At 68.0% G+C, this 22,275-nt stretch carries 23 protein-coding genes, 2 tRNA genes and 1 pseudogene; 19 read left to right on the forward strand and 7 right to left on the reverse strand.

Features of this window, described 5'->3' with window-relative positions:
* Positions 1-91: 91 nt before the first annotated feature.
* Entirely contained in the window at positions 92-1,360 is a 1,269-nt protein-coding gene (locus ACFHW0_RS15135; protein WP_416608088.1) for a glycosyltransferase family 87 protein, read from the reverse strand.
* 76 nt (positions 1,361-1,436) lie between these two features.
* Between ACFHW0_RS15135 and orn the strand changes: the two genes are divergently transcribed.
* The gene (gene orn, locus ACFHW0_RS15140; protein ID WP_416608090.1) at positions 1,437-2,027 is read left to right on the forward strand and encodes an oligoribonuclease; all 591 of its coding nucleotides are present in this window, start codon (positions 1,437-1,439) and stop codon (positions 2,025-2,027) included.
* 125 nt (positions 2,028-2,152) lie between these two features.
* Positions 2,153-2,225 (forward strand) — tRNA-His (locus ACFHW0_RS15145).
* A 50-nt stretch (positions 2,226-2,275) separates the two neighbouring features.
* Here ACFHW0_RS15145 and ACFHW0_RS15150 read toward each other — a convergent pair.
* Together ACFHW0_RS15150 and ACFHW0_RS15155 are read right to left on the reverse strand one after the other, a co-directional pair.
* A complete protein-coding gene (locus tag ACFHW0_RS15150) occupies positions 2,276-3,571 on the reverse strand; it encodes an Ig-like domain-containing protein (RefSeq protein WP_416608092.1) in 1,296 nt (431 codons plus the stop codon).
* A 294-nt stretch (positions 3,572-3,865) separates the two neighbouring features.
* The gene (locus ACFHW0_RS15155) at positions 3,866-5,143 is read right to left on the reverse strand and encodes an Ig-like domain-containing protein (RefSeq protein WP_416608095.1); all 1,278 of its coding nucleotides are present in this window, start codon (positions 5,141-5,143) and stop codon (positions 3,866-3,868) included.
* A 187-nt stretch (positions 5,144-5,330) separates the two neighbouring features.
* Between ACFHW0_RS15155 and ACFHW0_RS15160 the strand changes: the two genes are divergently transcribed.
* From ACFHW0_RS15160 to ACFHW0_RS15170, 3 genes are all read left to right on the forward strand, one after another.
* A tRNA-Lys gene (locus ACFHW0_RS15160) sits at positions 5,331-5,406 on the forward strand.
* A 292-nt stretch (positions 5,407-5,698) separates the two neighbouring features.
* Complete coding sequence (locus ACFHW0_RS15165; RefSeq protein WP_416608097.1) at positions 5,699-6,298, forward strand: hypothetical protein; 600 nt, start codon at positions 5,699-5,701, stop codon at positions 6,296-6,298.
* A gap of 391 nt (positions 6,299-6,689) precedes the next feature.
* Positions 6,690-7,487: a DeoR family transcriptional regulator gene (locus ACFHW0_RS15170; protein WP_416608100.1), complete on the forward strand. Its 798-nt coding sequence runs from the start codon at positions 6,690-6,692 to the stop codon at positions 7,485-7,487.
* A gap of 35 nt (positions 7,488-7,522) precedes the next feature.
* On the opposite strand, the gene ACFHW0_RS15175 is transcribed toward ACFHW0_RS15170, so the two are convergent.
* Positions 7,523-8,098: a flavoprotein gene (locus tag ACFHW0_RS15175; protein WP_416608102.1), complete on the reverse strand. Its 576-nt coding sequence runs from the start codon at positions 8,096-8,098 to the stop codon at positions 7,523-7,525.
* Positions 8,095-9,441: a hypothetical protein gene (locus ACFHW0_RS15180; RefSeq protein ID WP_416608104.1), complete on the reverse strand. Its 1,347-nt coding sequence runs from the start codon at positions 9,439-9,441 to the stop codon at positions 8,095-8,097. The genes ACFHW0_RS15175 and ACFHW0_RS15180 overlap by 4 nt, the downstream gene beginning before the upstream one ends.
* A gap of 416 nt (positions 9,442-9,857) precedes the next feature.
* Between ACFHW0_RS15180 and amcA (ACFHW0_RS15185) the strand changes: the two genes are divergently transcribed.
* The 6 genes from amcA (ACFHW0_RS15185) to ACFHW0_RS15210 are packed head-to-tail and all read left to right on the forward strand — an operon-like array spanning position 9,858 to position 12,986.
* Complete coding sequence (amcA, locus tag ACFHW0_RS15185) at positions 9,858-10,022, forward strand: multiple cyclophane-containing RiPP AmcA (protein WP_416608107.1); 165 nt, start codon at positions 9,858-9,860, stop codon at positions 10,020-10,022.
* Positions 10,019-10,366 carry a hypothetical protein gene (locus ACFHW0_RS15190; protein WP_416608110.1) on the forward strand — a complete coding sequence of 116 codons (348 nt, stop codon included), beginning with the start codon at positions 10,019-10,021 and terminating at the stop codon, positions 10,364-10,366. Before amcA (ACFHW0_RS15185) ends, ACFHW0_RS15190 begins: the two co-directional genes overlap by 4 nt.
* A complete protein-coding gene (gene amcB, locus ACFHW0_RS15195; protein WP_416608112.1) occupies positions 10,363-11,484 on the forward strand; it encodes a cyclophane-forming radical SAM peptide maturase AmcB in 1,122 nt (373 codons plus the stop codon). Before ACFHW0_RS15190 ends, amcB begins: the two co-directional genes overlap by 4 nt.
* An 11-nt stretch (positions 11,485-11,495) precedes the next feature.
* A complete protein-coding gene (amcA, locus tag ACFHW0_RS15200; protein WP_416608115.1) occupies positions 11,496-11,678 on the forward strand; it encodes a multiple cyclophane-containing RiPP AmcA in 183 nt (60 codons plus the stop codon).
* A gap of 60 nt (positions 11,679-11,738) precedes the next feature.
* Positions 11,739-12,401, forward strand: a complete 663-nt coding sequence (locus ACFHW0_RS15205) for a pentapeptide repeat-containing protein (protein WP_416608117.1) — start codon at positions 11,739-11,741, stop codon at positions 12,399-12,401.
* Positions 12,402-12,416: 15 nt separating this feature from the next.
* The gene (locus ACFHW0_RS15210) at positions 12,417-12,986 is read left to right on the forward strand and encodes a kinase (protein ID WP_416608119.1); all 570 of its coding nucleotides are present in this window, start codon (positions 12,417-12,419) and stop codon (positions 12,984-12,986) included.
* Between the two features lie 113 nt (positions 12,987-13,099).
* Here the strand turns inward: ACFHW0_RS15210 and ACFHW0_RS15215 are convergent, their stop codons facing one another.
* The gene (locus ACFHW0_RS15215; RefSeq protein ID WP_416608121.1) at positions 13,100-13,612 is read right to left on the reverse strand and encodes an HAD domain-containing protein; all 513 of its coding nucleotides are present in this window, start codon (positions 13,610-13,612) and stop codon (positions 13,100-13,102) included.
* 481 nt (positions 13,613-14,093) lie between these two features.
* Between ACFHW0_RS15215 and ACFHW0_RS15220 the strand changes: the two genes are divergently transcribed.
* Both ACFHW0_RS15220 and ACFHW0_RS15225 read left to right on the forward strand, forming a co-directional pair.
* Positions 14,094-14,981, forward strand: coding sequence for a replication-relaxation family protein (locus ACFHW0_RS15220; protein WP_416608123.1), 888 nt, complete (start codon positions 14,094-14,096; stop codon positions 14,979-14,981).
* Between the two features lie 280 nt (positions 14,982-15,261).
* Positions 15,262-15,423, forward strand: coding sequence for a transposase family protein (locus tag ACFHW0_RS15225; protein WP_416608152.1), 162 nt, complete (start codon positions 15,262-15,264; stop codon positions 15,421-15,423).
* A gap of 293 nt (positions 15,424-15,716) precedes the next feature.
* Here ACFHW0_RS15225 and ACFHW0_RS15230 read toward each other — a convergent pair whose 3' ends face one another.
* On the reverse strand, positions 15,717-16,958 hold the full coding sequence (locus ACFHW0_RS15230) for a helix-turn-helix domain-containing protein (protein ID WP_416608125.1): 1,242 nt from the start codon (positions 16,956-16,958) through the stop codon (positions 15,717-15,719).
* A 258-nt stretch (positions 16,959-17,216) separates the two neighbouring features.
* Here ACFHW0_RS15230 and ACFHW0_RS15235 point away from each other — a divergent pair, with 258 nt between their 5' ends.
* The 6 genes and pseudogenes from ACFHW0_RS15235 to ACFHW0_RS15260 form a co-directional block, all read left to right on the forward strand.
* The gene (locus ACFHW0_RS15235; RefSeq protein ID WP_416608127.1) at positions 17,217-17,402 is read left to right on the forward strand and encodes a hypothetical protein; all 186 of its coding nucleotides are present in this window, start codon (positions 17,217-17,219) and stop codon (positions 17,400-17,402) included.
* A gap of 80 nt (positions 17,403-17,482) precedes the next feature.
* Positions 17,483-18,727: an IS256 family transposase gene (locus tag ACFHW0_RS15240; RefSeq protein WP_416608129.1), complete on the forward strand. Its 1,245-nt coding sequence runs from the start codon at positions 17,483-17,485 to the stop codon at positions 18,725-18,727.
* A gap of 465 nt (positions 18,728-19,192) precedes the next feature.
* Complete coding sequence (locus tag ACFHW0_RS15245) at positions 19,193-20,428, forward strand: helix-turn-helix domain-containing protein (RefSeq protein ID WP_416608131.1); 1,236 nt, start codon at positions 19,193-19,195, stop codon at positions 20,426-20,428.
* Between the two features lie 272 nt (positions 20,429-20,700).
* A complete protein-coding gene (locus ACFHW0_RS15250) occupies positions 20,701-21,495 on the forward strand; it encodes an IclR family transcriptional regulator (RefSeq protein ID WP_416608132.1) in 795 nt (264 codons plus the stop codon).
* Positions 21,496-21,538: 43 nt separating this feature from the next.
* A complete protein-coding gene (locus ACFHW0_RS15255; protein ID WP_416608134.1) occupies positions 21,539-21,856 on the forward strand; it encodes an integrase core domain-containing protein in 318 nt (105 codons plus the stop codon).
* Positions 21,857-22,049: 193 nt separating this feature from the next.
* Positions 22,050-22,169: pseudogene (locus tag ACFHW0_RS15260) on the forward strand (IS5/IS1182 family transposase); the annotation flags it as partial.
* Positions 22,170-22,275: the final 106 nt, after the last annotated feature.

Genomic DNA, 22,275 nt, shown 5'->3' on the forward strand with positions numbered 1-22,275 from the left:
CGCTGCCGACGCGGAGGGCCGCCCTCACCGGGGGATCGGTGCTACCCGAGAGACGCCTGAGTAGTTGCGACCAGATTAGCGAGGAAGGGCACTACTTGGGAAGACTGTCCATTTGGAGAGATTTGCGGCCCTCCCGCCGCACCGGCAGGGTCACCAGCAGCAGCAGGCTCAGCAGCACGTACGTGTTGCGCACCAGGAACTCGCCCGGCGAGTCCGTTCGCACCGGGGCGATGCCCCAGTCGTGGAAGGTCACCACCCCGTACACGATGAGGGCGGAGGTGCCGACGGCGAGTGCCGCCAGCCGACGCCGCCGACGGCCGCCCTCGCCGGTCGTGGGGTCGGCGCTCAGCGCGGCGTCCGTCAGCACCACCACCGCCGGGATGAACCAGTAGATGTGGTGGGTCCAGGTGATGGGGCTGACCAGCGAGCCGACCAGGCCGGTCAGGGCGAGTCCGGTGAGCGTGTCCCCCGCGCGGGCGGCCCGCGCGGCGCGCCACAGCCCGTACCCGGCGACGGCCGCCACGAGCAGCAGCCAGACCAGCTGGTGGGGCTTCTCCGGCGCGGTGATGCGGCTGAGCAGGCCGAACAGCGACTGGTTGCCGGTGTAGTCGGTGCGGCCGACGCGGTCGGTCGCCCACAGCTCGTGGGTCCAGAACCGCCACGAGTCGCGCGGCGCGACCGCCGCGGCCAACAGGGTCGCGGCGGCGGCCGTCACGCTCGCCACCGCCGCCGCCCGCCACCGGCGCGTGACCAGCAGGTAGACGATGAAGATGCCCGGGAAGAGCTTGAGCGCCGTCGCCAGCCCGACGCCCACGCCGGCCCACCGGCTCGCCCGGGGTACGGCGAAGAGCAGGTCCGCCAGGATCAGCACGACCAGCAGCATGTTGATCTGACCGAAGGTGATCGTCTCGCGGGTGCTCTCGACGGCCAGCACCAGCAGGACCGCCACGGTGAGGCTGAACACACGGGGCAGCCCGTGCCGGGCGATCACCGGCGTGAGCAGCCACCGGGTGGTGACCACCACCGCCAGTCCCGTCAGGACCGTGAAGATCGCCACGGTGGCGCCCAGCGGCAGCAGCGCGAACGGGCGCAGCAGCAGTGCGCTGAACGGCGGGTAGGTGAAGTAGAGCTCGCCCTGCACCCGGTCGGGCTGCACGTAGTCGTAGAGCGGGTTCCCGGCCGCCCACCAGTCCATCGCCCGCATGTAGATCTTCAGGTCGAAGAAATCGTGCACCAGGCCGGGCAGATAGAGCGCCGGCAGCACGGCGGCCAGCGCCAGCAGGGTGACGAGCCGACGGACCGTACGGCCGCCGGGATCGTCGTCGGTGACGGCGGGCGGTGCGGCGGGTTCGGCTGGCACGGAGGAAACCCTAGCGGTCACCTCGCGCCCCGGTGCGCGGGCGCGCGGCCGGGTGGGCTGCGCGTAGGCTGTCCCGGTGGCTGATCTTCTCGTCTGGATCGACTGTGAGATGACCGGGTTGGACCTCGGCAGGGACAAGCTGATCGAGGTCGCCGCGCTCGTCACGGATCCCGACCTCAACGTGCTCGGGGACGGCGTCGACGTGGTGATCCACGCCGACGAGGCGGCGCTGGAGGCGATGCCGGAGATCGTGGCGACGATGCACGCCAAGTCGGGGCTGACCGACGAGGTCCGGCGCTCGACGGTGACCCTCGCGGAGGCCGAGGAGATGGTCCTGGACTACGTGGCCGGCCACGTGAAGGACCCGCGTACGGCCCCGCTGTGTGGCAACTCGATCGCCACCGACCGGGGCTTCATCACCCGGGACATGCCCCGCCTCGACGCGCACCTGCACTACCGGATGATCGACGTCTCGTCGATCAAGGAGCTGTGCCGCCGCTGGTACCCCCGGGTCTACTTCGGCCAGCCCCAGAAGGGGCTCGCACACCGGGCCCTGGCCGACATCCGGGAGAGCATCCGGGAGCTGGAGTACTACCGGCGGACCGTCTTCGTGCCCCTGCCCGGGCCGGACGTGGAGACCGCCAAGGCAATAGCAGCCGGACTCTGAGCCGCCGGGCACAACCCGCTCGGCGGAACCCGCTGGACGCGGCGGGCGGGGGTGGGGCTATTATTGGTCCGCACCCCGCCCGGGGCGATCGACCGGGCGCGGATCCACCGGGTGTGAACGGCATGGTGGCTGTAGCTCAGTTGGCAGAGCACCGGGTTGTGGTCCCGGTTGTCGTGGGTTCAATTCCCATCAGTCACCCGTTGACCGAAGGCCCCCTCCTCGCGGAGGGGGCCTTCGGCGTTCCGGGCTCAGGCGGTCGGGGTGGCCGTGGGCTCGCCGGTCTCCTCCGGGGCGGCCTCGGTCGGCGGCTCGTACGGCAGGGCGCTGCCCTTGACGTACTGCTCCCAGCTCATGTTCCAGTCGGTCCAGCCGTTGCCGTTCTGGAGCTTCCGTTCCGTGCCCTTGACGGTGATCGGGTCGCCGACGCGGGTGTTGGCGAACAGCCAGGCGCCGTTGGCCATCGAGACGTTCACGCAGCCGTGCGAGACGTTCACCCGGCCCTGCTGCCCCTCCGACCAGGGCGCGGCGTGGATGAACTCGCCGCCCCAGGTCAGCCGCTGGGCATAGTCGATCTTGGTGCGGTAGCCCTCCTCGGGGCCCAACTCCTCGAAGGTGTCGAAGACCGTCTTGCGCAGCTTCTCGATGACCACCATGGTGCCGCTGGAGGACGGGGTGCTCTTCTTGCCGAGGCTGACCGGGATGGTCTTGATCACAGAGCCGTCCTTCGTGACGGTCATCCGCTTGGTCCTGTTGTCCACCGTCATGACCACCGCCGGGCCGACCTTGATGCCGACGCTGAGGTCCGCCCGGCCGTACCAGCCGTCGCCCAGCGGCAGGCCGCCGGCCTGGACCCGGTAGGAGACCGTGCTGTTCGCCTGCCAGAACTCCTTCGGGCGGTAGCGGATCTCGGTCGGGCTGACCCAGTGCCAGATGCCTTCCTGCGCCGGTACGGAGGTGACCTTCATCCGGCTCTGCACGTCGTCGCGGTAGTCCTCCGGAACGGCCCGGCTGAACTTCACGATCAGCGGCATGCCGACGCCGACGACCTGGTCGTCACCCAGGAAGCTGCTGATCCGGACCTGCTTGCCGGGCTTCGCCATGGTGGTGAAGGTGCTGGTCGCCGTGGCGGGCCGGCCGTCGTCGCCGGTCGCGGTCACCGTCGCGGTGTACGTCTCGCCGTACTTCAGCGCGCCGGCGGGCAGCCAGCTCTTCCCGTCTGCCGCCAGCTCGCCCTCGACGGCCGTGCCGGTGGAGTCCTTCAGCTCGACGCTGGTCTCCTCGGCCTGGTTCGCCGTGAAGGTGATGCCGGTGGACGCGGGCACGTCCTTGGCGTCGGCCTTGGGCTCGACGATGGTGGCCGCCGCCTTCGGCGCGGCGGGCTGGTCGTCGCCGTTCTGCCAGCCCGAGGGCTTGCCCCCGCCGCCGTCGGTGCAGGCGGAGGCCAGCGCGAGTGTCACGGCGAGCACCGCCGCCGCGAACCCACGGCGTCGGCCATCCCGCCGGTCGTCTCCGCGCCGGATCAGCTGGTCCTGGACAGCTCGCATGATTCCCTCACAGTCGTGGTCCCCGATTGCCCATCGTCCCTCACTGACGCACCGACACAGGTACCCGTTCCGCAAGGTGAACCGAAACACGCCGTACGAGATGTCCGAATGTTGATAAGATCCGGGGCTTTGCCGAGGCCCGCTCGCCTTTCCGGCCCGCCGTACGTGCCCGGCGGCGCGGTCTCCCGGGGCTCGCCGGCATCGCGGGCCCGGACGGCGTCACGGCCGGGCCACGAAGACGGCGACCGGCCCGCGGGTGCGGGCCGGTCGCCGGAATCGTCGGTACGGGTGCCCTCAGAAGGCCGACCCCTCGCCTGCCTCGGGCACCGGCACGGCGCTGCCCTTGACGAACTCGGACCAGCTCAGGCTCCACGCCGTCCAGCCGTTGCCCGGCGCCAGCCTGCGTTCGGTGCCCGCGATGGTGATCGGGTCGCCCACCTTGGTCTTCCCGAACAGCCACCGGGCGTTCGCCATGGAGACGTTGACGCAGCCGTGCGAGACGTTCTGCCGGCCCTGCACGTGCTCCGACCAGGGCGCCGCGTGGATGTACTCGCCACCCCAGGTGAGCCGCTGGGCGAAGTCGATCTCGGTGACGTAGCGGTTGGCCGGGTCCGGATCGTCGCGGGTGTCGAAGACCGTGGACTCCTTCTTCTCCATCACGACCATCGTGCCGCTGGAGGAGGGGGTCTTCTTCTTGCCCAGGCTCACCGGCAGGGTGCGGACCACCTGGCCGTCCTCGTACACCGTCATCTTCTTGGTGGCGTTGTCCACCTTCATCTCGAACGCCCGGCCGATCTTGGCGGTCGCCGTACGGTCGACGTTGCCGTAGCGGCCGTTGCTCAGCGGGATGCCGGCCAGTGCGATCCGGACGGTGAGCGTCGTCCCGGGCTTCCAGTACTCCGGCGCGCGGTAGTAGGCCTGGGTGCCGTTCTCCACCCAGTGCCAGGCGCCCGGCTGCGGCGGGTCGGTCTGCACGAACATGCGCTTCTGCACCGCCGCCCGGTCCTTCTTCGGGATCCCCGGGTGGAACTCGGTGACCACCGGCATCGCCACGCCGTAGGTCTTGTCGTCGAAGAGGTAGAGACCGGAGCTGATCACCGACTTGGGCTTCGCCATCGTCGTGAAGGTGCTCGTGCCCTGGCTGGTCACCCCGTCGGGGCCGGTGGCGGTGACCGTGGCCGTGTAGCGGGTGCCGTACTTGAGCGGCTTCGAGGGCACCCAGGACGAGCCGTCGGCGCGCAGGCGCCCCTCGACCCGGCCGCCGTTGGCGGCGGTCAGCGTGACGCTGGACACCTTCCCGCCGCCGGGCACCTCGGCGCTGATCTCGGAGCTGACCGGCCGGTTCTTCCCCCCGTCGGCCGGGCTGACCGTCAGCGGCGGACCGCTCGGCGCGGCCGGGGTGCCGGGCTCGGCCGTCGTGCCCGCCGCCCCCGGTGTGGCGGACGTGGCCGGCGCGGTGCCGCCGACGAACTCCGCCTGCTTCTTCTGCTCCGCGCCGCAGCCCGTCAGAGCCAGCGACGCCACCAGGCCGAGGGCGCCCACCATCGCCCCGGCCCGCGCGAACATGCCCATCCCCACCTCTGTTCTCGCGTACCTGGCGCACATCGTGCCGCATGGTGGCCTCATGTCCGCCCCCTGTCGTCGCCCGTCCGGTAGTTTTGCCCCTGAATGCCCGGTAAGCTCGGCCGAAGGGGGGAGCCGGGGATCGGATTGGAACCCCCCTCGGAGGGCGTGCTAATGTTCTCCCCGTTGCCAGCGAGCGCCGCTAGCTCAACTGGCAGAGCAGCGGACTCTTAATCCGCGGGTTCGGGGTTCGAGTCCCTGGCGGCGCACCAGCAATAAAGGCTCTGGCCTGGTGGTTTCCACCTGGCCAGAGCCTTTTTCGTGTCTATGGCGATGGCTGGGTGCTCGTCGGGTGCTCGGGAGCGGTTGGACGGTTCCGGTAGGCCGTGGACGCGGTGCCGTGATCGTGGACACAAGCTACCCATTCGGTGGGGCGGTGCGCGTTGCCGGCAGCCGGGATGCCGGCCGAGACGTGGGCCGTCCGTGGGGTTTCCAGGGCCGATATCCGGCTCTGGCCCCTTCCGGGGCGTGGCGTCCAATGGATCCTGCGGGAGGATCCACGCCGTGGATGTCCCCGAGCTTCTTCGTCGGGCTGCCCGTCACGTGCCCGCGGTCGCGACGGGCGCGGCCGGCACGACGGTGGCCGATGCCAACGAGTACCTCGACCACGACGAGTGGAAGGTCGCGCTGGACATCCTCGTGGAACTGGGCGACGCGTACCGCTCCGAGACCGCCTCTTGGGATCTGCCCGCGGAGGCGGCCAGGATGATGCGGCTGTCCCGGACCGAGCGGTGGTGCCACTGGCGCCGCTTTGAGGTCGTTCACGGGGTGATGCGCGCGGACCTTCAGCTCGTGGATCCGGACGTCGCTGGCGGCAGGCGGACTCCGATTCCTGGCGATGGGCGCCTCCGTCCGCTGTGGGACATCGGCGATGTGACGCCGGCGGGCGACCCGGACCTGTACGTCGCACGGCTGTGGGTCGAGGCACAGCCGGATCTTCAGCCCGGCGGGAGAGCAGTAATTCGCCTGGCTCCGCTGAGACCACAACGGTGGCGACGGCTGGCGGCCGGCGACGTGATCACAATGCACGAACAGGTGCCGGTGGTCGGGACCGCGACCATCGTCGAGTCGGTGCTCCCCGTTGGCGATCCTCGCAAGACGTAACGGAGCGTGACGGCGGGCGGGTTCGGCATGTCTCGGTGTTGACCTGATGGCGGGCGGGTGGCGGTGCCCTTGCGGCTACCGGCTTCGACGTCGACGTGGCTTCTGCAGATCCACGGCAGACTGTCCGCTATGTGTTTTGTAAACCGCTTCACGCTCGCCTCTTCGGCTGATTATCTGAACAGTGATCTCCAAAATCCGGCCCAAAACCACGATTAGAGGGGTGAGGGCGCTCGGCGGTGTCCGCCGGCGTTTCATCCGGCGGTCCAGACGGCATTCGAGGTCGGTGCAGATGATCCTGGTGGCCGTTCGTGGCGACGGACTGCCCGCCACGTTGCGTAATGAGCGATCGAAATGGCTATGAGTGGTTGATGTTCGGCGGGATCATCAGGACATGGGTGACCGTGCGGCCGTACGGCGGCTGTCGCCGCGGCGGTGGCGGATCCTGTCGTTCCTGGCGCAACACGGTACGGCGTCGACACTGGATGTGGCGCTGGTCTGCGACGTGTCGCGGCTGACGGCCCACCGGGACCTGACCTGGCTGCACGGTTTGGGGTTGGTGCGTCGCGATTGCTCGGCGGAGGACCGCACCCACACCTGGTGGTACGAGGTCACGGCCGAGGGGGCCGAGATGGTTCGTCGTGACCTGGCGGCCTCGGGGCGTCCGGTGCCTCTTCAGCTCGGTCGCCGGCCTCCGAGCGCGGCGGACGCCTTGCTGTTCCTGCCACTGGTTGAGGTGTCGCGCCGCAACCCGGGGCGGTGCGAACTGTTCCAGTGGCTGGCGACCATGGAGACCTCGGCATGGCTGCGCCAGCACGACTTGGCGCACCTGCGCGCCGACGGCTACGGCATCTGGCTGGAGGACGGGCGATGCCTGCGGTTCCTCGTACACGTCGACCGTGGCCCGATAGGCGACGCCATCGCCGAGCACGAGAAGCGGACGTCGGGACTGAGTGGGCTGCTGACCGGCTACCGGCACACGGACCGAGCGGTGCCGGTCGGAGCGGTGCTGGTGATCGCTCAGGATGCCGAGCGGGAAGAGCAACTGCTGAATGACCTCATCCGCGGCCCGATGCGACCGCAGATTGCAGTGAGCACCAGGGAGATGATGTATCGGTACTGGCCCAATGATCGGGTCTGGAGGCTGCCCGGTGCCGCCCACCCCCGCCGACTGGCCGACCTTGGGGTCTGAATTTGCCTCCTGCCTCCGCGTGGACCCAAGCTGGATCAGCGCCGATCGGTGCTGTTGGCCGGCGCGTCGCTAGCCATCCGGGTCGCTGCTTCGAACGCCGCCGTCCACGGAAAGGCCTGCTGGCGGCTGTTGCCGCTGCCGGGCGGGTGCGGCTCCCATCCGTCCTCGGTCCCGAGGATGACCCGTACGCGCTCGTCGCGGAGATTCGTCACGGCGCGCTGGAAAGGTGCGCGGTTGGCCAGGGCGGCGTTGACGAACGGGACGACCACGGTAGGCACCTGCCGGCCGATCAGCTCTGCGATCGTCGTCATTGCGTAGTTGTCGGCGATGCCGAGGGCGATCTTGTTTACGGAGTTGTAGGTGGCGGGGGCGATGATGAGTGCGTCCGTGGCAGGGAGGGAGCGGTGGGTGCCGGGAGACGACCGGTAGGTGGATCGGACCGGGTACCCGGTCAGCCGCTCTATCGCTGCCGCGTCGATGAAGTCGAGGGCGCTGGGGGTGGCGGTGACCGCCGTTGTCCACGACTGCTGCGTCGCATTGGTGACCAGTTGTGTCACGTCTGCGGCGGGCCCGGCAGCGCAGACAACGATCTGCAGGTGGCCGTTGGTCATACGCGGATCCCGGCATGCTGGGCGAAGTCGAGGACTGCGCTGCGAACGTGTCCTCGGGTAAGGACTGCCAGGTCGCTGGCGATGCGTTGAACCGCTGGCCGGCACCGGATCTCCTCTGGTGCCACCTGATAGGCGCCGCGTAGAGCGTCCAGGCCGTGCTCGTAGCGTCCCCACTGCGTGTAGGCGCGTGCCACGTCGACGAACAGGGAGGCCTTGCGTTCGGCGAGGCCGATCTTGTCCAGCGGTACCTGGCGAGCGAGAGCGATGGCGGTGCCGGCGTCGCCCAGGGTCAGCGCGATGTTGACGCGGTGCAGCAGGACGTTGGTGGTGCCGAAGCCGGTCCACCGGTCGTTGCCGTCGTAACCGAGTCGTCCGGCGGCATCGGCGGCTTCGTCGAGCATGGCTCGTGCGCTGTCCCGGTCCTCGTTGCGGGCGGCGGCGATGGCACCACGGAGCAGCAGAGCGCCGTAGACGGCGACCGCGTCGGTCGAGGCGAGACGGGTGCTGCGCCGGAGGGTTTCGGCCGCGTCTTCGGCGAGTTGGCGTGCCTGTGCCATGTGGCCGTTGCTCATCAGGGCGTGGGTCATGATCCGGGCGCTCGCTGCCATCGCCACCGGATCCTGACTGATCGCAGCGGCGCGGGTGCTGCGTTCAGCGGCGACCAAGGCCATGCCCTTGTCACCGACCTTCAGTAATACGCTGCCGACGACGTGGTAGAGGTCGCCGGCCAAGGCGTCGAGCTGCGCTAGCTGCTCGCCTTCGGCGTTCGCGCGAGTCGGTTCGAGGGCGGGCAAAAGGGCCACGAGTCGGCCGAGAACCTGCTCATACCGGCAGGCCTGGTAGTCGATTTTAGCGGCGGCAACGTCTCGAGCGAACTGCCGAAGCGGTAGGGCATCCGGCTCGGTGCTGCGGGCTGGTGATGCGACCAGTGTGTTGAGCAGGGTTGCCGAGTGCGGCAGGGCGATGCCGCTGATCGTCACGCCTGTCAGGAGATCTCTGCGCCGCACGTCGCCGTCCGAGTCGATGTCGTGAGTACCGCCTGCGCCAGTATGGGCGTGCGTGGCAGTGACAGGCAGCGGCGCGGGATCCGCAAGTGCACCGCTGGTACCTGCTCTCACCAGTGCTTCGAAGCGCTCGAGGACCTCTGGGGTGGCTCGCGCCAGCACCGTGTCCAGGGCGGCCTGCATGTCCGCACGCAGGTGGACCTTGTCGCCCTGGCTGCTCCACTTAACCACCGTCCGCCGGGCCGCACCGAGGTGTTCGGCGAAGCCAGTGACGCTCATCCGCAACGCCTGACGTAGCGCGTTCGCTTCCCGGCCGGTCCAGGTCGTCACCGCAGCCATCGCACGTCCTCTCGCTGGGACAGTTGTCGGCCGGACGATCGTAACGGCACTTGGCGTGCTGGCAGGTGCACCGTGAGTGCACCGACAGGACATCCCCGCCGCCGTGCTCAGCGGGCGAACCTGATTGTGCTGGGCGCCGCTCCTAACGAGTAGGTGGCCAGCACGCAATCGTGGCCTCACGCCAGGGAGCTCGGCATGAACGACGAAATCCCCGCAGGGCAAGGGCGTCTGCCGGCGCGTCGGACACCAGCTTGTGACGCCCCCACAGGCGTGGGGAATAGGCCCCGCCTGCGTACCGCCATGAGGGCTGCGCGGGTGGGTGATCGGCGGTCTGCTCCCAGCCGCCGTGATGCGGCGGCGGGCTCGCCATTCCCCCGGCGAGCCCGCCGCTCATCGTCCCTGGTGGGGGTGACGGCATGACGGTGTACGTCTCGCGTAACGCCATGGCCAGCCAGTCCCGGCGTCCCGAGCTTAGGTGGACGGCCTCGCCGGGGCAGGTGTGGCCCGCTGATCCGCCGCTACTCACCTTCATGTGGCGTCGGCTGTTCGAGCAGCAGGCCCGCGAGGGCGGTCGCCGATGACTGGCCTGCAGCGCCGTCTCGCGGCGAACCGGCCCGCGCCAGCCGAGGTGGAACATCTGCCGATGCGCCCGCTGTGGCTGTGCCGCCGATGCGGGCAGCCATGGCCCTGCGGCGCGGCGAAGCTCGCGCTCCTAGCCGAGTACCGAGAAGTGCCGGTGAGCCTGTTCCTCTACCTGGCCGGCTGCCTGCACGACGCGATCGACGACCTGCACCGGCTCAACCCGAGCGTCACGGGCAGCGCGGCAGACATGTTCGACCGGTTCCTCGGCTGGCCTGCCCGCCACACCCACGCCTACCGCGTCAGTACCACCACGGCCGTCAGCATCGAAGAGGCCTCCTCGTGAACGGCATCGGCCTCATCAACGCCACCGGCGAGCCGGCGGTCGCCGACAGCTTCCACACCCTGGTCGTGCAGCCGACGAGCTTCTGCAACCTCGACTGCACCTACTGCTACCTGCCCGACCGGAGATCCCTCCGCCTGATGAGCGGCGCGGTCGCGCGGGCCTGTGCCGAGTCGATCGCCCAGCAGAACAGCGGTCATCCCGTGAGCGTCGTGTGGCACGGGGGCGAACCCACCGCCACACCCATCGGGCTGTTCCGGGATCTACTGGCTCCGTTCGAGGAGCTGCGGCGCGCGGGGATGGTGCGTCATGAGATCCAGACGAACGGGACGTTGATCAACCGCCAGTGGTGCGAGCTTTTCACCACCTACGGCTTCGAGGTCGGGGTCAGCATCGACGGACCCGGCGCTTTGAACCGGAACCGCCTCGATCGGGCCGGCACGTGGACGGATGCCCGAACCCTGCGCGGCATGCAGACCCTGGCCGACGCAGGGTTGAGGTACTCGGTGATCTGTGTGGTCACACCGGAAACCATCGACCACACGGAAGCCCTCGTCGACTTCTTTACCGGCCTGCCGGGCTGCGAGTCGGTGGGCTTCAACATCGAAGAGCAGGAGGGCGCCGACCGAGCACCAGTGTCGGAGGATGCCGCGTACCGGTTCTGGCAGCGCCTCATCGCACGGCGCATCGGCGGCAGCCCGCTGCGGATCCGCGACGTGGACCGGCTGGCCGACTACCTCGCCGCCACCCGTGCCGGGCACGTCGACCACGCCCCGTACGAGCCGATCCCGACCGTCTCCTGGGATGGGCAGGTGGTGCTGCTGTCACCGGAACTGCTCGGCATCACCGAGCCGCGATACGGCGACTTCATCGCCGGCAACGTCCTCCAGCAACCCATCACCGCCATGATCGCCGGCGCCGGCGACCTGGGCTACGTCGCCGAATTCGTTACCGCCCTCAACGACTGCGCCGACCACTGCGCCTTCTACGACTTCTGCCGTGGCGCCCAGGCCGGCAACCGCTACTTCGAGCACGCGACGTTCACCGCCCGAGAAACGACCTACTGCCGGACCACCCGACAGGCCCTCGTCGGCGCCGCCGCGGACCACCTCAACCCTTAAGGAGAAGCACCATGACCAGCGCCCTCGCGGTCCTCGTCAACGCTGCACCCGAGCAACTCGCCCGCCTCGGCGTGGACCCGGAGCGGTCGGTAACGTCGATCGACGCGGCGAAGTTCGACAACCGCCCTACCTGGGACAACAAGGGTAGGTTCGACAGTCGACCCGGCTGGGACAACTGGAACAAGAAGAAATAGCCCCGCGACGGGACGCGCGGGGTGGCGTGCCCACCCCGCGCCCACACAGGTTGAGGACACATGCGTACCACCACGATCGGCGACGTGAAGGTCCTGCTGCCGGACCTCGAACCGGACGACCTCGACACCACGTCGGACCTGGATGGCGGCCTCACCGAGGCCCTCGTCGAGGGTGCGGCGTGGCACGGCTCGCACCTTGAGGACGTAAGCATCCGCAGCAGCCTGATCACCGGCGTGGACCTGAGCGAGAGCACCTGGGAAGCCGGCAGCCTCTACGGCTGCGAGATCACCCGCGCCGACTTCTCCGGCGCGACCCTGACCGGGATCACCATCGAACGGTGCGCGATCACCGGCTCCCGGTTCACCGGCACCAGACTCACCGACGTGCGCCTCAAGGACGTCCTGTTCGACGGCTGCCGCTTCGACTACGCCACCCTTCAGCGGGTCACCGCTGCCGGCTCGGTCGCGTTCACCGACTGCACTCTCACCAACGGCGCGTGGTCGTCCTGCCGCATACCTCGCATCGCGCTGCGGTCCTGTGACCTCGCCGGCCTGGAACTGGATTCCTGCCACCTCGACGGTGCCGACCTGCGGGGCAGCCGGCTCCACGGTCTCAAGACGCCGCTGGACAACCTGCGCGGCGTCACCCTCGGCGAGGACCAACTTCCCGACCTCACCCAGCTGACCGTCGCCGCCCTCGACCTCACCGTCCGCAACGACTGAAGCAGAGGAGGCATCGTGCCCGCTGAACCCACCGGCAGCCCGGACACGATCCTCGTCTGCATCCGAGGCAACTCCGGCTCGGGCAAGAGCAGCATCGCCCGGGAGCTACGACGCCGGCACGGCCGGGGATGCGCCCTAGTCGAGCAGGACTACCTGCGCCGCATCCTGCTGCGCGAGCGGGACAAGCCCGGCGGCGCGGCGCCGGCATTGATCGGGCAGACCGCCCGGTTCGCCCTCGACCACGGCTACCACGTCGTGCTGGAGGGCATCATGCACACCGGTCGCTACCGCAGCATGCTGACCGCCCTGCGCGACGACCACCGGGGGCGGTCCCTGTTCTGCTACCTCGACGTGTCCCTGGCCGAGACCCTGCGCCGGCATCTCACCCGCCCGCAGGCCACTGAGTTCACGGCCGAGCACATGAGCGGCTGGTACGCCGCCCATGACGTCCTGGGCTGGCCAGGCGAACTCGTCCTACCGGAGACCACCACCCTGGTCGACGCCGTCGAGGCCCTCGCCGCTGCCGCCGGGCTACCCCAGACCGGACTCGACGACGACTTGCTTCCGAGCGCTCCGTCCCCGTAGAGCAGCCAAGCCGGCTACCGGTGTCGCCGTTCCGGCGCACCGTTCGTCAACGCCGGTCCCGAGTGGTCAGACAGCCCGTCAAGCACGGCGACTGCGACGGCATGGAGCTCGCCTTACCACGCCCGCATGAGCCAGCTCTCAATGACAGTGAAGTCGCGCTCGGTCAGCCCGCGACATGGATCGACCCGATGCAGCAGGGCCGGACCGTGGTGATGAGTCGACACCCATTCCTGATCGGCGTGGGAGATCTCGTCGTTGACCCAGACAAAGGGACGTCCCTGCGCCCACTCGACCAGCCCACGGGTCTTCCAGTGCAGGACGCCAACCTCGTCGGAGTCGGGCCAGTCCACGACGGGCAGGGTCGGTAGCCCGAGCAGCGGTGCGAGCACGTCGTTCGCGTCGCTCATCCAGGTCGTCGCCCACACCAGATCACATGGCAGGGCCTTCAACCGGCGGCCGTGTTCCGGATCGACCTTGTGCAGCAAGGGATGGGCGTCGGCCGGTAGGGCCGGTGCCTGGGTGTCGCCATGCGGCATGCCCGGCTCAGCCGCCCTGGGTGTGCCGAACGGGATGAGGGTGCCGTCCACGTCAAGGAACAGCAACGGACGCGGCGCAGGGTCGGACATGACCCAAGAGGCTAGCCCTCACCCCGCCACCGGCTACCTCCGCGCTTTCCCAAGGCCATTCGTTTCGCTGCTGCTCCGTGCCGGCAGGCGTGCGCCACCGACGGCGACCACGGCAGGGGCGGTGCCGGGATGCATCTAACCGGATCCTTTCCGCTCCGGCGGCGCCGGTGACCCGACCACGCCAGCAACACCACATTCCACACCCTCAACCAAGGAGTTCTCGTGCTTTCGCCGACACCTTCACCTACTGCCGCAGGCATTGGCAGTGACGACTTCCGGCTTGATCCCCGTTCGGGGGTCGGGCTTGGCGTCAGCGTTGACGTCAGTCTTCAGCCGGACCCCCGAACCGACCCCCTGGTTCCTCTCACACCGCAGCTCAGCCCGTCTGTCAGCGCTGGAGGCTTGTCCTGCGACAGACCCTGCCTGCTCTCGGGTCTCTCCCCCTGGGCAGCGGCATCCGCTCGGAGGGAGGTGGTGGCTGGTGGATGATCCGGTTCTGCGGGTCCAGTCGCAGCTGACCGACCGAGACCGCGTCCTGCTGGGCTGGCTGCACGACCACGGCGTGCTGACCTCGTTCCAGATCGCCCAGGCGCTGTTCCCGTCGCTGGACTTCTGCCAGCGCCGGCTGCGCACGCTGTACCGGCTGCGGCTGGTGGCCCGGTTCCGGCCGCAGCGCGCCGACGGCGGCTCGTACCCGTACCACTACGTCATCGACCAGCTCGGCGCCGAGGTTGTCGCCGCCGGCCGCGACGATCGCCCACCTCGGCGCGACCATGCCCGTATCGAGCGGCGGCGGTGGACATCCAGCCGTACGCTCGCTCACCGGCTCGGGGTGAACGGCTTTTTCACCGACCTCGCCGGCTACGCCCGCACCCATCCCGACGCCCAGCTCAGCGAGTGGTTGCCGGAGGCGGTGTGCCAGCGGGCCGGCACGTTCACCGGGCCGGATGATCCCGGTCTGGTGCGTGGCTACCAGCCGCGGGTCCGCCCGGACGGCTACGGCCTGTGGGCCGAGAACGTCGCCACCGTGCCGTTCTTCGTCGAGTACGACACCGGCGGCGAGCAGCTGTCGGTCCTGGTCGGCAAGCTGGCCGGCTACCGGGAGCTGTTCGCCACGATCGGGCGGGCGTGGCCGGTGCTGTTCTGGCTGCACTCCGCTGTCCGCGAGCGGAACCTGCGCCGCCTGCTCGCCGACACGCCACCGCGGATTCCCGTCGCCACTGGTGCCCGTGACCAAGCCGTGTCGGCGGGACTGTGTCCCGCTGAGGCGCTCTGGGCCCCGTCCGGCGGGGGAGGGCAGCGGTGGCGCTTGGCCGACCTGGCCGCTTACGTCGTCGATGGCCAGGACCACCCGGGCGAGGCGGCGTGATGGCCGGCAGCGGCCAAGCGGCCGCGGACGATACCTCGCCCCCGTGCATGACAGCAGTATCCGGACACTCCCGGAAGGCGCGGGTCCAGGGCTGTGGGTCTGTGGATCTAACGGCGCTGTCTCACATTCGATGGTGACTGAAGGTAGTCGATGTCGTTGAGCCGTGTGTGCCTGATCGATGATCTTGTGAGGCTGGTGTTCTCGGGGTTGCTGCCGACGATGATCGACGGTGCCGGACGGGGTAAAGGGTCCTGGCGCGGGCTCGGACTCCCGAAGGCCGATGCCTTGCCCGGGCTGCGCAGCCGTGACGGGCCTGGTGCATCAGTTTCGCCAGCGGATCCTTGCGGATGTGCCGGTGGATGCTCGGCCGGTGGTGGCCCGAGTGCGGGTACGTCGTCTGGTGTGCCCAACGCGGCGCTGCCGTCGCACGTTCCGGGAATAATTGCCGGGGGTCCAAGCCGCTACCAGTGCCGCGCACCTTAGCCGATCTTCCAGGTCAGTGCGGTGGTGTGGCAGTTGGCCGGCCGTGCCGGCGCCCGGGTGCTGTCGGCCCTGGCGGTGGTCGTGGTACCGGCACACCGCCCTGCGGGCGCTGCTGTGCCTGCCGTTGCCCGAGCGACGGGTGCCTTAGCTCCTTGGGTGGACGACTTCGTGTTGCGGCGATCTCAGCGATACGCTACCGCTCCCGTCGATGCGATCACCCGTGAACGCATGCAGTCCCGACCCGAGCCTTCATCAGTTATGCGGCTGGAAGCGGCGCCAGATGCCGCAGACTCGGCGAAGGGTGGCATCGTCACTTTCGACGATGCTGAGGCGACGGATGATCTCTGCTGCCTCCGGGTGGCTTTGTGCGTGTTGAGGCGCGGTTTGCTCGGCTAGGAGTAGGCAGTCGAGCGCTCGATGGTGATCACTCTGGTCGAGGTGGAAGCGGGCGAGATCCAGGAAGAACTGACTACGGTAAGCGGGTTCGCGGGTTAGCCGGCCGCGGAGTGTGCGCAGATGGCGCTGTGCCGAGCCGATGCGTCCCAGCCGTACGGCAATGCCGAACCGGGCCTGCTCGACGAGCGCCGGTTCGACCGCCAAGCCCAATGGGTCGTCGGCACGCTCCGCATGAGGAGCGGCCTGTTCGGCGCAAGCCAGGTGATGATTGACAATAGGAGAGGACAGTGCGCCGGCGTGCGAGCCGGCGCCGGCGACCGTCAGATGGAGCATCACGGTCACCGCAAGATCGCTAACCGTGCCGACGGCCACGTTGTCCAGGCCGCATCGCGCCACGTCCATAGCGCGATGTGCGACTCGTTGTCGCAGTGCCACCTGCGACACAGCTAGTCCGGCCACCGCCACCATGGTCCGGTCGGACCTGCTCGCCACGGCCCGGCAGCGGTCAGCAGCAATCCATGCTGTACCCAGGTCCTGCAGCCCGATCAGGACGGCGCTGGTGTCGAAGCAGAGAAGACCAAGAAGCGACAGCGCGAGTGGCCCGTCCGGACCATGGACATGTTGGTGCAGACTCTCCATGGCTTTCGCCGCCTGGCGAGCTGCCGACCGGTAGTCGCAGGCACGCCGATGCCGACGGACTGAGACCACCCGCTGGGCTGTCGCCGGAAGTGGTTCCGCCGGACCCTGCGGCGCAGAGTCGAGCGTCGTGGCGATGAGAGCATGCCGTATCCGGTTCGACGCGGGCGGCGTGGCCTGATATGTACCGAAAGCGTCAGCTGCGGCGCTGGTGATGTCGACCAAGTCATCGGTCGAGCAGCCGAGGGCTACGGCGAGGCTAGTGAGTGTCGAGACGCTGATCTCCACCCGGCCGCCGCTCTCCAGCCGCGACACAGTGGACGGGCTCAGATTTGCGCGTATGGCGAGCTGGCGCTGGCTCCAGCCCCGGGCTACTCGCAGAGATCGCATCCGTTGGGCTAATTGGTGGTGATACCCCTGCACGGCGAGGGCTCCAGGCTTTGCGTCGATACCTATGCTCACGTCCCTCTAACGGGCACTCGGCTCTTGATTGTGACGCGCCGCCCATCGCTCGACCACTTGCGATTCCACGCATTGGCACAAGTGGTGCTTTCTACCGCTGCGACACAAACTCGCTGGTTCCCAAATGAGGAGCAACGTAGCCCAGTGGCGAGGAGATCGACTCCGCGCGGGCTGGCGTGGTGACCAGAACCGACACCTGGTCCAACGATTCTCACCAGCAGTCGTACGAGGCGACGACCCGTCCATTAGCCTCGGCGGGTGGAGAATGACCTCCAGCGGCGGCTCCGGACCGAACAGGCCTGGGCGCTGCTTGACGACGCCAACCCGCACCACGCCGTGATGCTGGCCTGCGACCTGCTGGTGGCTCCCGGCGACAGCGAAGCCGTGGTGGCGCTCGCGGCTGAGTCAGCTCGGACCCTGCCGTGGTGTACGACTTGCCCGTGATGGGCGTGTTGCGTAGATGAGAGACGGCCATCGCGTCGATCCTTCAAGACGACCAAGTCAGAGAAGGAAGAGAGGACGCGATGGCCGCATCAGAGAGTCTGAACCCTGTTGACCTGCTGCGCGAGCAGATCGAGGGCGCGTCGCCGGACATGTTGCAGGCGATGATCAAAACGTTCGCGCAGGCGGTGATGTCCGCCGAAGCCGACGCGATCTGCGGAGCTGGCTACGGGCAGCGCAGCGACGAGCGGGTCAACTCCCGCAACGGATACCGGCAGCGCGAATGGGACACCCGAGCCGGGACGATCGACCTGGCGATCCCGAAGCTGCGGCAAGGCTCCTACTTTCCGGACTGGCTGCTGACTCACCGGCGGCGGGCCGAGCAGGCACTGGTGTCGGTCGTGGCCACCTCCTATCTGCTCGGGGTGTCGACCCGGCGGGTGGAGAAGCTGGTCGAGCAGCTCGGGATCCGGCAGCTGTCGAAGTCGCAGGTCTCGGAGATGGCCGCCCACCTGGACGTGCAGGTGGAGGCGTTCCGCAACCGGCCCCTCGACGCCGCCCACTACACGTTCGTGTGGATGGACGCGCTGACGATGAAGGTCCGCGAAGCAGGTCGCACCGTCAACGTCCACGCCCTGATCGCGGTCGGTGTCAACGCCGACGGTCAACGCGAAGTGTTGGGCCTGGACGTCGCCTGCGAGGAGGACGGCGCCGGCTGGCTGGCGTTCCTGCGGTCGCTGACCGCCCGAGGTCTGACCGGCGTCCGCCTGGTCATCTCCGATGCCCACGCCGGCCTCGTGGCCGCCGTCGGCGCCGCACTGCCCGGAGCATCGTGGCAGCGGTGCAGAACCCACTACCTGCGCAACCTGCTGACCAAGGTGCCGAAGTCAGCGCAGCCATGGATCGCCACCCTCGTGCGCACGATCTTCGACCAGCCCGACGCCGACGCCGTCCGAGCCCAGTTCGACCGGGTCGTGAACACGATCGAAGCCAGGTTCCCGGCCGCATCCGAGCACCTTGATGCCGCCCGCGATGACTTGCTCGCGTTCACCGGCTTCCCGCGTGAGATCTGGCGACAGATCTGGTCCAACAACCCCCAGGAACGGTTGAACAAGGAGATCCGCCGCCGCACCGACGTCGTCGGGATCTTCCCCAACCGCCCGGCGATCATCCGCCTCGTCGGCGCCGTCCTGGCCGAGCAAACCGACGAATGGACCGAAGGCCGCCGCTACATGGGCCTGGAACTACTCGCCAAGGCCCGCATGGTCACGATCGAGACCGGCCAACACGATACCGACCAGCCCAACCCCACCCCGATCGCCGCATAGCATCAGATCGGATCCCGCGATGGCCGTCTCCTACACCATCAGCGCGGGACGTGACCCCACACCTACGCGAGATCAAAGCACCGCAGCCTCAAGCGCTACATCAGCAGGCAACTCATCCGGAACCTGCAAGCGCCGCCCTGATCGCCAGGAACACTTGACCGTCAGAGGCATCTTATTTGGTCTCGGCCGCCATCTGGCGTCCCCTGATCGATCGAACAGCTGCTATTGACTCTCGACGGGCCGCACGATTGCCGCGCCTCGCCCACCAATACGCCCATCCCGGGCAGGTCGCACAACAACGTGGACGCAACCCTCCGCAGGCGCCAACAGCCGATGCTCAGCCGAAGGCGGCGCGTCCCATCTGCCGGTCCACAAGGCGTGCCAACAGCTGGCACCACGACTGGCGTACAGCGCCTGACCGGTGACACGGTGGCGTCAGACCAGCCTGAACCATCGGGAGGTGACGTGACGAGCCTTGTCGAGATCGGCCGGGCGCAGGGTTCTACACATCTCTCCGATCGGGTGCGATACCTCAGGGTGTCGCGCGGCTGGAGCCAGCGCGAACTTGCCTCTCGCGCGAACCTCAGCGCCTCGACCATCTCCCGCATCGAGAGTGGCGCACGTCCCATTACGAACGTAAGTGTCCTTACCAGTGTATTTCTGGCGCTCGACTGCAAACAGGATGGCCTGGTATCGACACCGTCCGCGCTGAGGGCGAGTCGAGGGATTGATCGCCTCACCGAGGCGATTCGCCAGGCCTTCATGGCGACCACTCTCACGGAACCTCCGCACCAACGGTCCAACTCTCTGCCGTACGCGGGCCATCAAGCCGCGCTCGCGCATCAGCAAAGAAAGGACTGTGACTATCGGGCCGCCGCATCGATGATTCCGGACGCGCTCCTCAGCCTGCACGCTCACCTGCATGGCGAGGAACGTGTTGTGGCGGTGCCGCTACTTGTCAGACTCTGCTTCGACGCCACCGTTGTCCTCAACGGCTTGGGCGAAGTCGCCACAGCCTGGACTGCTGCTCATCGATGTCGCGATGCGACAGCATTGGCCGAGGGCATCGGGCTGACGGCGGTGGCGCACCTGGCTGTGGCAATGGTGGCGCTGCGTGAGGGTGCGGATTGCAGGGTTCTTGAGATCACTCGGGCGGCGCAGCGTAGGCCGCGGCTCAGCACGGCCGGGGCCGCCATGAGCTTGCTCCATCTGGCGACAGCCGAGGCCGGCGCCCGTAGCGGCCTTCTGTCTGCCGCTCTCGTGGAGCATCACCTCGGCTCCGCCAGCGTTCTCGCCGGCCTCGCCGCGTCCGATGCCGACCCGCTCGGACTGTCCGCTCACCCTCGCCTGACCGCGCAGACGCGCTTCCGAATCGCAATACACGGCAACAAGGCCGACGCTGCGAAGCGCATGCTGCTGGAGTGCAAGGACCATCTTCCCAGCGACCGACTCCAGCGCGCCCTGCTCCATCTGGACCTCGGCATCTATCACCTTCAGCAAGGCGACTACCGAGAGGCGCTGACCGATCTGGTCGGGGCGGAGAAGGCCGCCGCTCAGTACGTGTACCGGAGCCCCGACGCCACCCGTCTGCTCGCCCAACTCGCCGTCGTCGTCCGGTCCGACAGCCTACGAAGAACAGTAGGCGATGTCTGGCGCCGACTTGAAGCTTATAATAGCAATGCAGTTCGTAAGTGCCATTAAGGCAGAATGATGGGATTTTCGCCTATGGCATCCTGTTTCCCGGCAGCCCCGCAGGTAGGTACTCAAGCTGGGCTGACCCGATAGCTGTGGAACTTCCGCGCACTTTCCGTCTTGCTGAAGCGCCTTCCGCGGAACGCCGACCGATGTCGCCAGCAATCACTGCCGGATTTCCGACTTGCGAAGCTCCTAAGCGAGAGCAATCATGGCGATGGTATCGGGATCGACGACGATAGGTGTGAGACCCGCATCAAGTCCAGCCGACAGAGCGAGGCGTGACGCCATTGGGAGAACCAAATGAGCTGACTTCTCAAGCCTCCGGCTATTCAGAGGCTCTGATTCACCGAGCATTCTCGGTTATGGATGCGGTTCTCAGCAACTCCGATCCAATGAGCCTGACCGAGATCGTCTCGGCCACGCAACTGCCGAAGTCATCGGTCTACCGACTACTGAAGATCCTCACAAGCCAGAAGTTGCTCCGTCGCACAGGCCGGCTTTATGCGCCCGGCGAGCAGGGCCTCCGCTTCAGCGCCGGTGTCCAACGCTTCCTGCCACCGAGGCTCGCGCATACCCTACTTCCCTTCGCGGTACGGCTCCACCACGTCACCGGCTTCGTGTCGTATCTCTGCGTTCCGACCCACCACGAACTCCTGGTCGCCGAGGTGGTCTTCGATCCGGCGCAGGAGTCACTCGCGCCACTGCGGGGGACCCGGCTGCCCGCTCATTGCACCGCCGCTGGCAAGATATTTATGGCATACGACTCTGCGTACCTGGAACGGGTGCTCGACCATCCCCTTGTGGCCCTGACCCGTCACTCGGTCACCGACCCAATCGTCATTTCGAACCAAATACGGCAAGTACGACGGGCGGGACTGGCGACTGCGGCAGGAGAGCGCCTACTCGGCGTCCTTGAGCAGGCCGTACCGGTGCATGGCGGCCACCGGCGGCCCGTCGCCGGCCTCACCCTCGCTATCCCCGGCCCGTGTGCACCAAACCCGGCAGTCACCCAGATACTGCGTCAGGTTGCCCGGGAGGGATCCCTCGCGGCACGCCGCTCAATTCGCGGATAGTACTCCAGCCACACCTGTTCTCGCGCGGCATGACCACGAGGTGTTGCGACGACCGGTTGAACCCGGGGAGTACACCTCGGCCGACTTCGCCCGGGCCTGCGCCCGTTGGAAGGTGCGCCAGTCGATGGGGCGGGTCGGGTCGTGCTTCGACAACGCCGTCGCCGAGGCCACCTTCTCCACCATCAAGGTCGAGTACGTCCACCGCCGCCACTTCCGCACGCGCACAGAAGCCCGACTGAAGATCGCCACCTGGATCACCGATTTCTACCACCGGCGTCGCCGGCACTCCGTCTGCGACTGGCGATCACCCATCGACTACGAACGATCAGAGACCCGCGCCCTGGAGGTCCGGGCCGCATAACGATGTCCTCCACGAATCCAGGGGATTGACATTCCGCCGCCTGCGAGTGCGATGGGAGATCCGCGACGACACCCATGAAGCCTTCCTCACCCCGCCTGCGCCATCATCTGCTGGCGCAGGCTCCAACACACCATCGGAATAGGCCTACTCAACCATGGCCATAAGTACACACCCGACGACCACCAAGGCATAGGTGGACACCGGCTTCAAAAACGCCGTGATCGAACACGGCGCCACCCTCGGCGTCGACGTGGAAGTCGTCCCCAGAAACGCCGAGAAGCGCGGATTCCACATCGTCAAACGCCGCTGGGTAAGGGGCGTCTCGTAACTGGGTGAAGGCGTTGACCTGGGCCGGGCCGGTGGTCAGCCGGCGAGGATGATGTTGTGGAGGTTGGCGATGCTGGAAGCGGCGTCGGTCA

It is taken from the genome of Micromonospora sp. LOL_025, assembly GCF_048060285.1.
GTDB lineage: Bacteria > Actinomycetota > Actinomycetes > Mycobacteriales > Micromonosporaceae > Micromonospora.

Excerpts from the sequence above, each read along its gene's own strand:
- ACFHW0_RS15150 (WP_416608092.1), bottom strand. The coding sequence starts at position 3,571 with ATGCGAGCTGTCCAGGACCAGCTGATCCGGCGCGGAGACGACCGGCGG.
- ACFHW0_RS15155 (WP_416608095.1), bottom strand. The coding sequence starts at position 5,143 with ATGGGCATGTTCGCGCGGGCCGGGGCGATGGTGGGCGCCCTCGGCCTG.
- ACFHW0_RS15240 (WP_416608129.1), top strand. The coding sequence starts at position 17,483 with ATGGCCGCATCAGAGAGTCTGAACCCTGTTGACCTGCTGCGCGAGCAG.
- amcA (WP_416608107.1), top strand. The coding sequence starts at position 9,858 with ATGACGGTGTACGTCTCGCGTAACGCCATGGCCAGCCAGTCCCGGCGT.
- ACFHW0_RS15215 (WP_416608121.1), bottom strand. The coding sequence starts at position 13,612 with ATGTCCGACCCTGCGCCGCGTCCGTTGCTGTTCCTTGACGTGGACGGC.
- ACFHW0_RS15190 (WP_416608110.1), top strand. The coding sequence starts at position 10,019 with ATGACTGGCCTGCAGCGCCGTCTCGCGGCGAACCGGCCCGCGCCAGCC.
- amcA (WP_416608115.1), top strand. The coding sequence starts at position 11,496 with ATGACCAGCGCCCTCGCGGTCCTCGTCAACGCTGCACCCGAGCAACTC.
- ACFHW0_RS15175 (WP_416608102.1), bottom strand. The coding sequence starts at position 8,098 with ATGACCAACGGCCACCTGCAGATCGTTGTCTGCGCTGCCGGGCCCGCC.
- ACFHW0_RS15205 (WP_416608117.1), top strand. The coding sequence starts at position 11,739 with ATGCGTACCACCACGATCGGCGACGTGAAGGTCCTGCTGCCGGACCTC.
- ACFHW0_RS15225 (WP_416608152.1), top strand. The coding sequence starts at position 15,262 with ATGCCTTGCCCGGGCTGCGCAGCCGTGACGGGCCTGGTGCATCAGTTT.
- ACFHW0_RS15180 (WP_416608104.1), bottom strand. The coding sequence starts at position 9,441 with ATGGCTGCGGTGACGACCTGGACCGGCCGGGAAGCGAACGCGCTACGT.
- ACFHW0_RS15170 (WP_416608100.1), top strand. The coding sequence starts at position 6,690 with ATGGGTGACCGTGCGGCCGTACGGCGGCTGTCGCCGCGGCGGTGGCGG.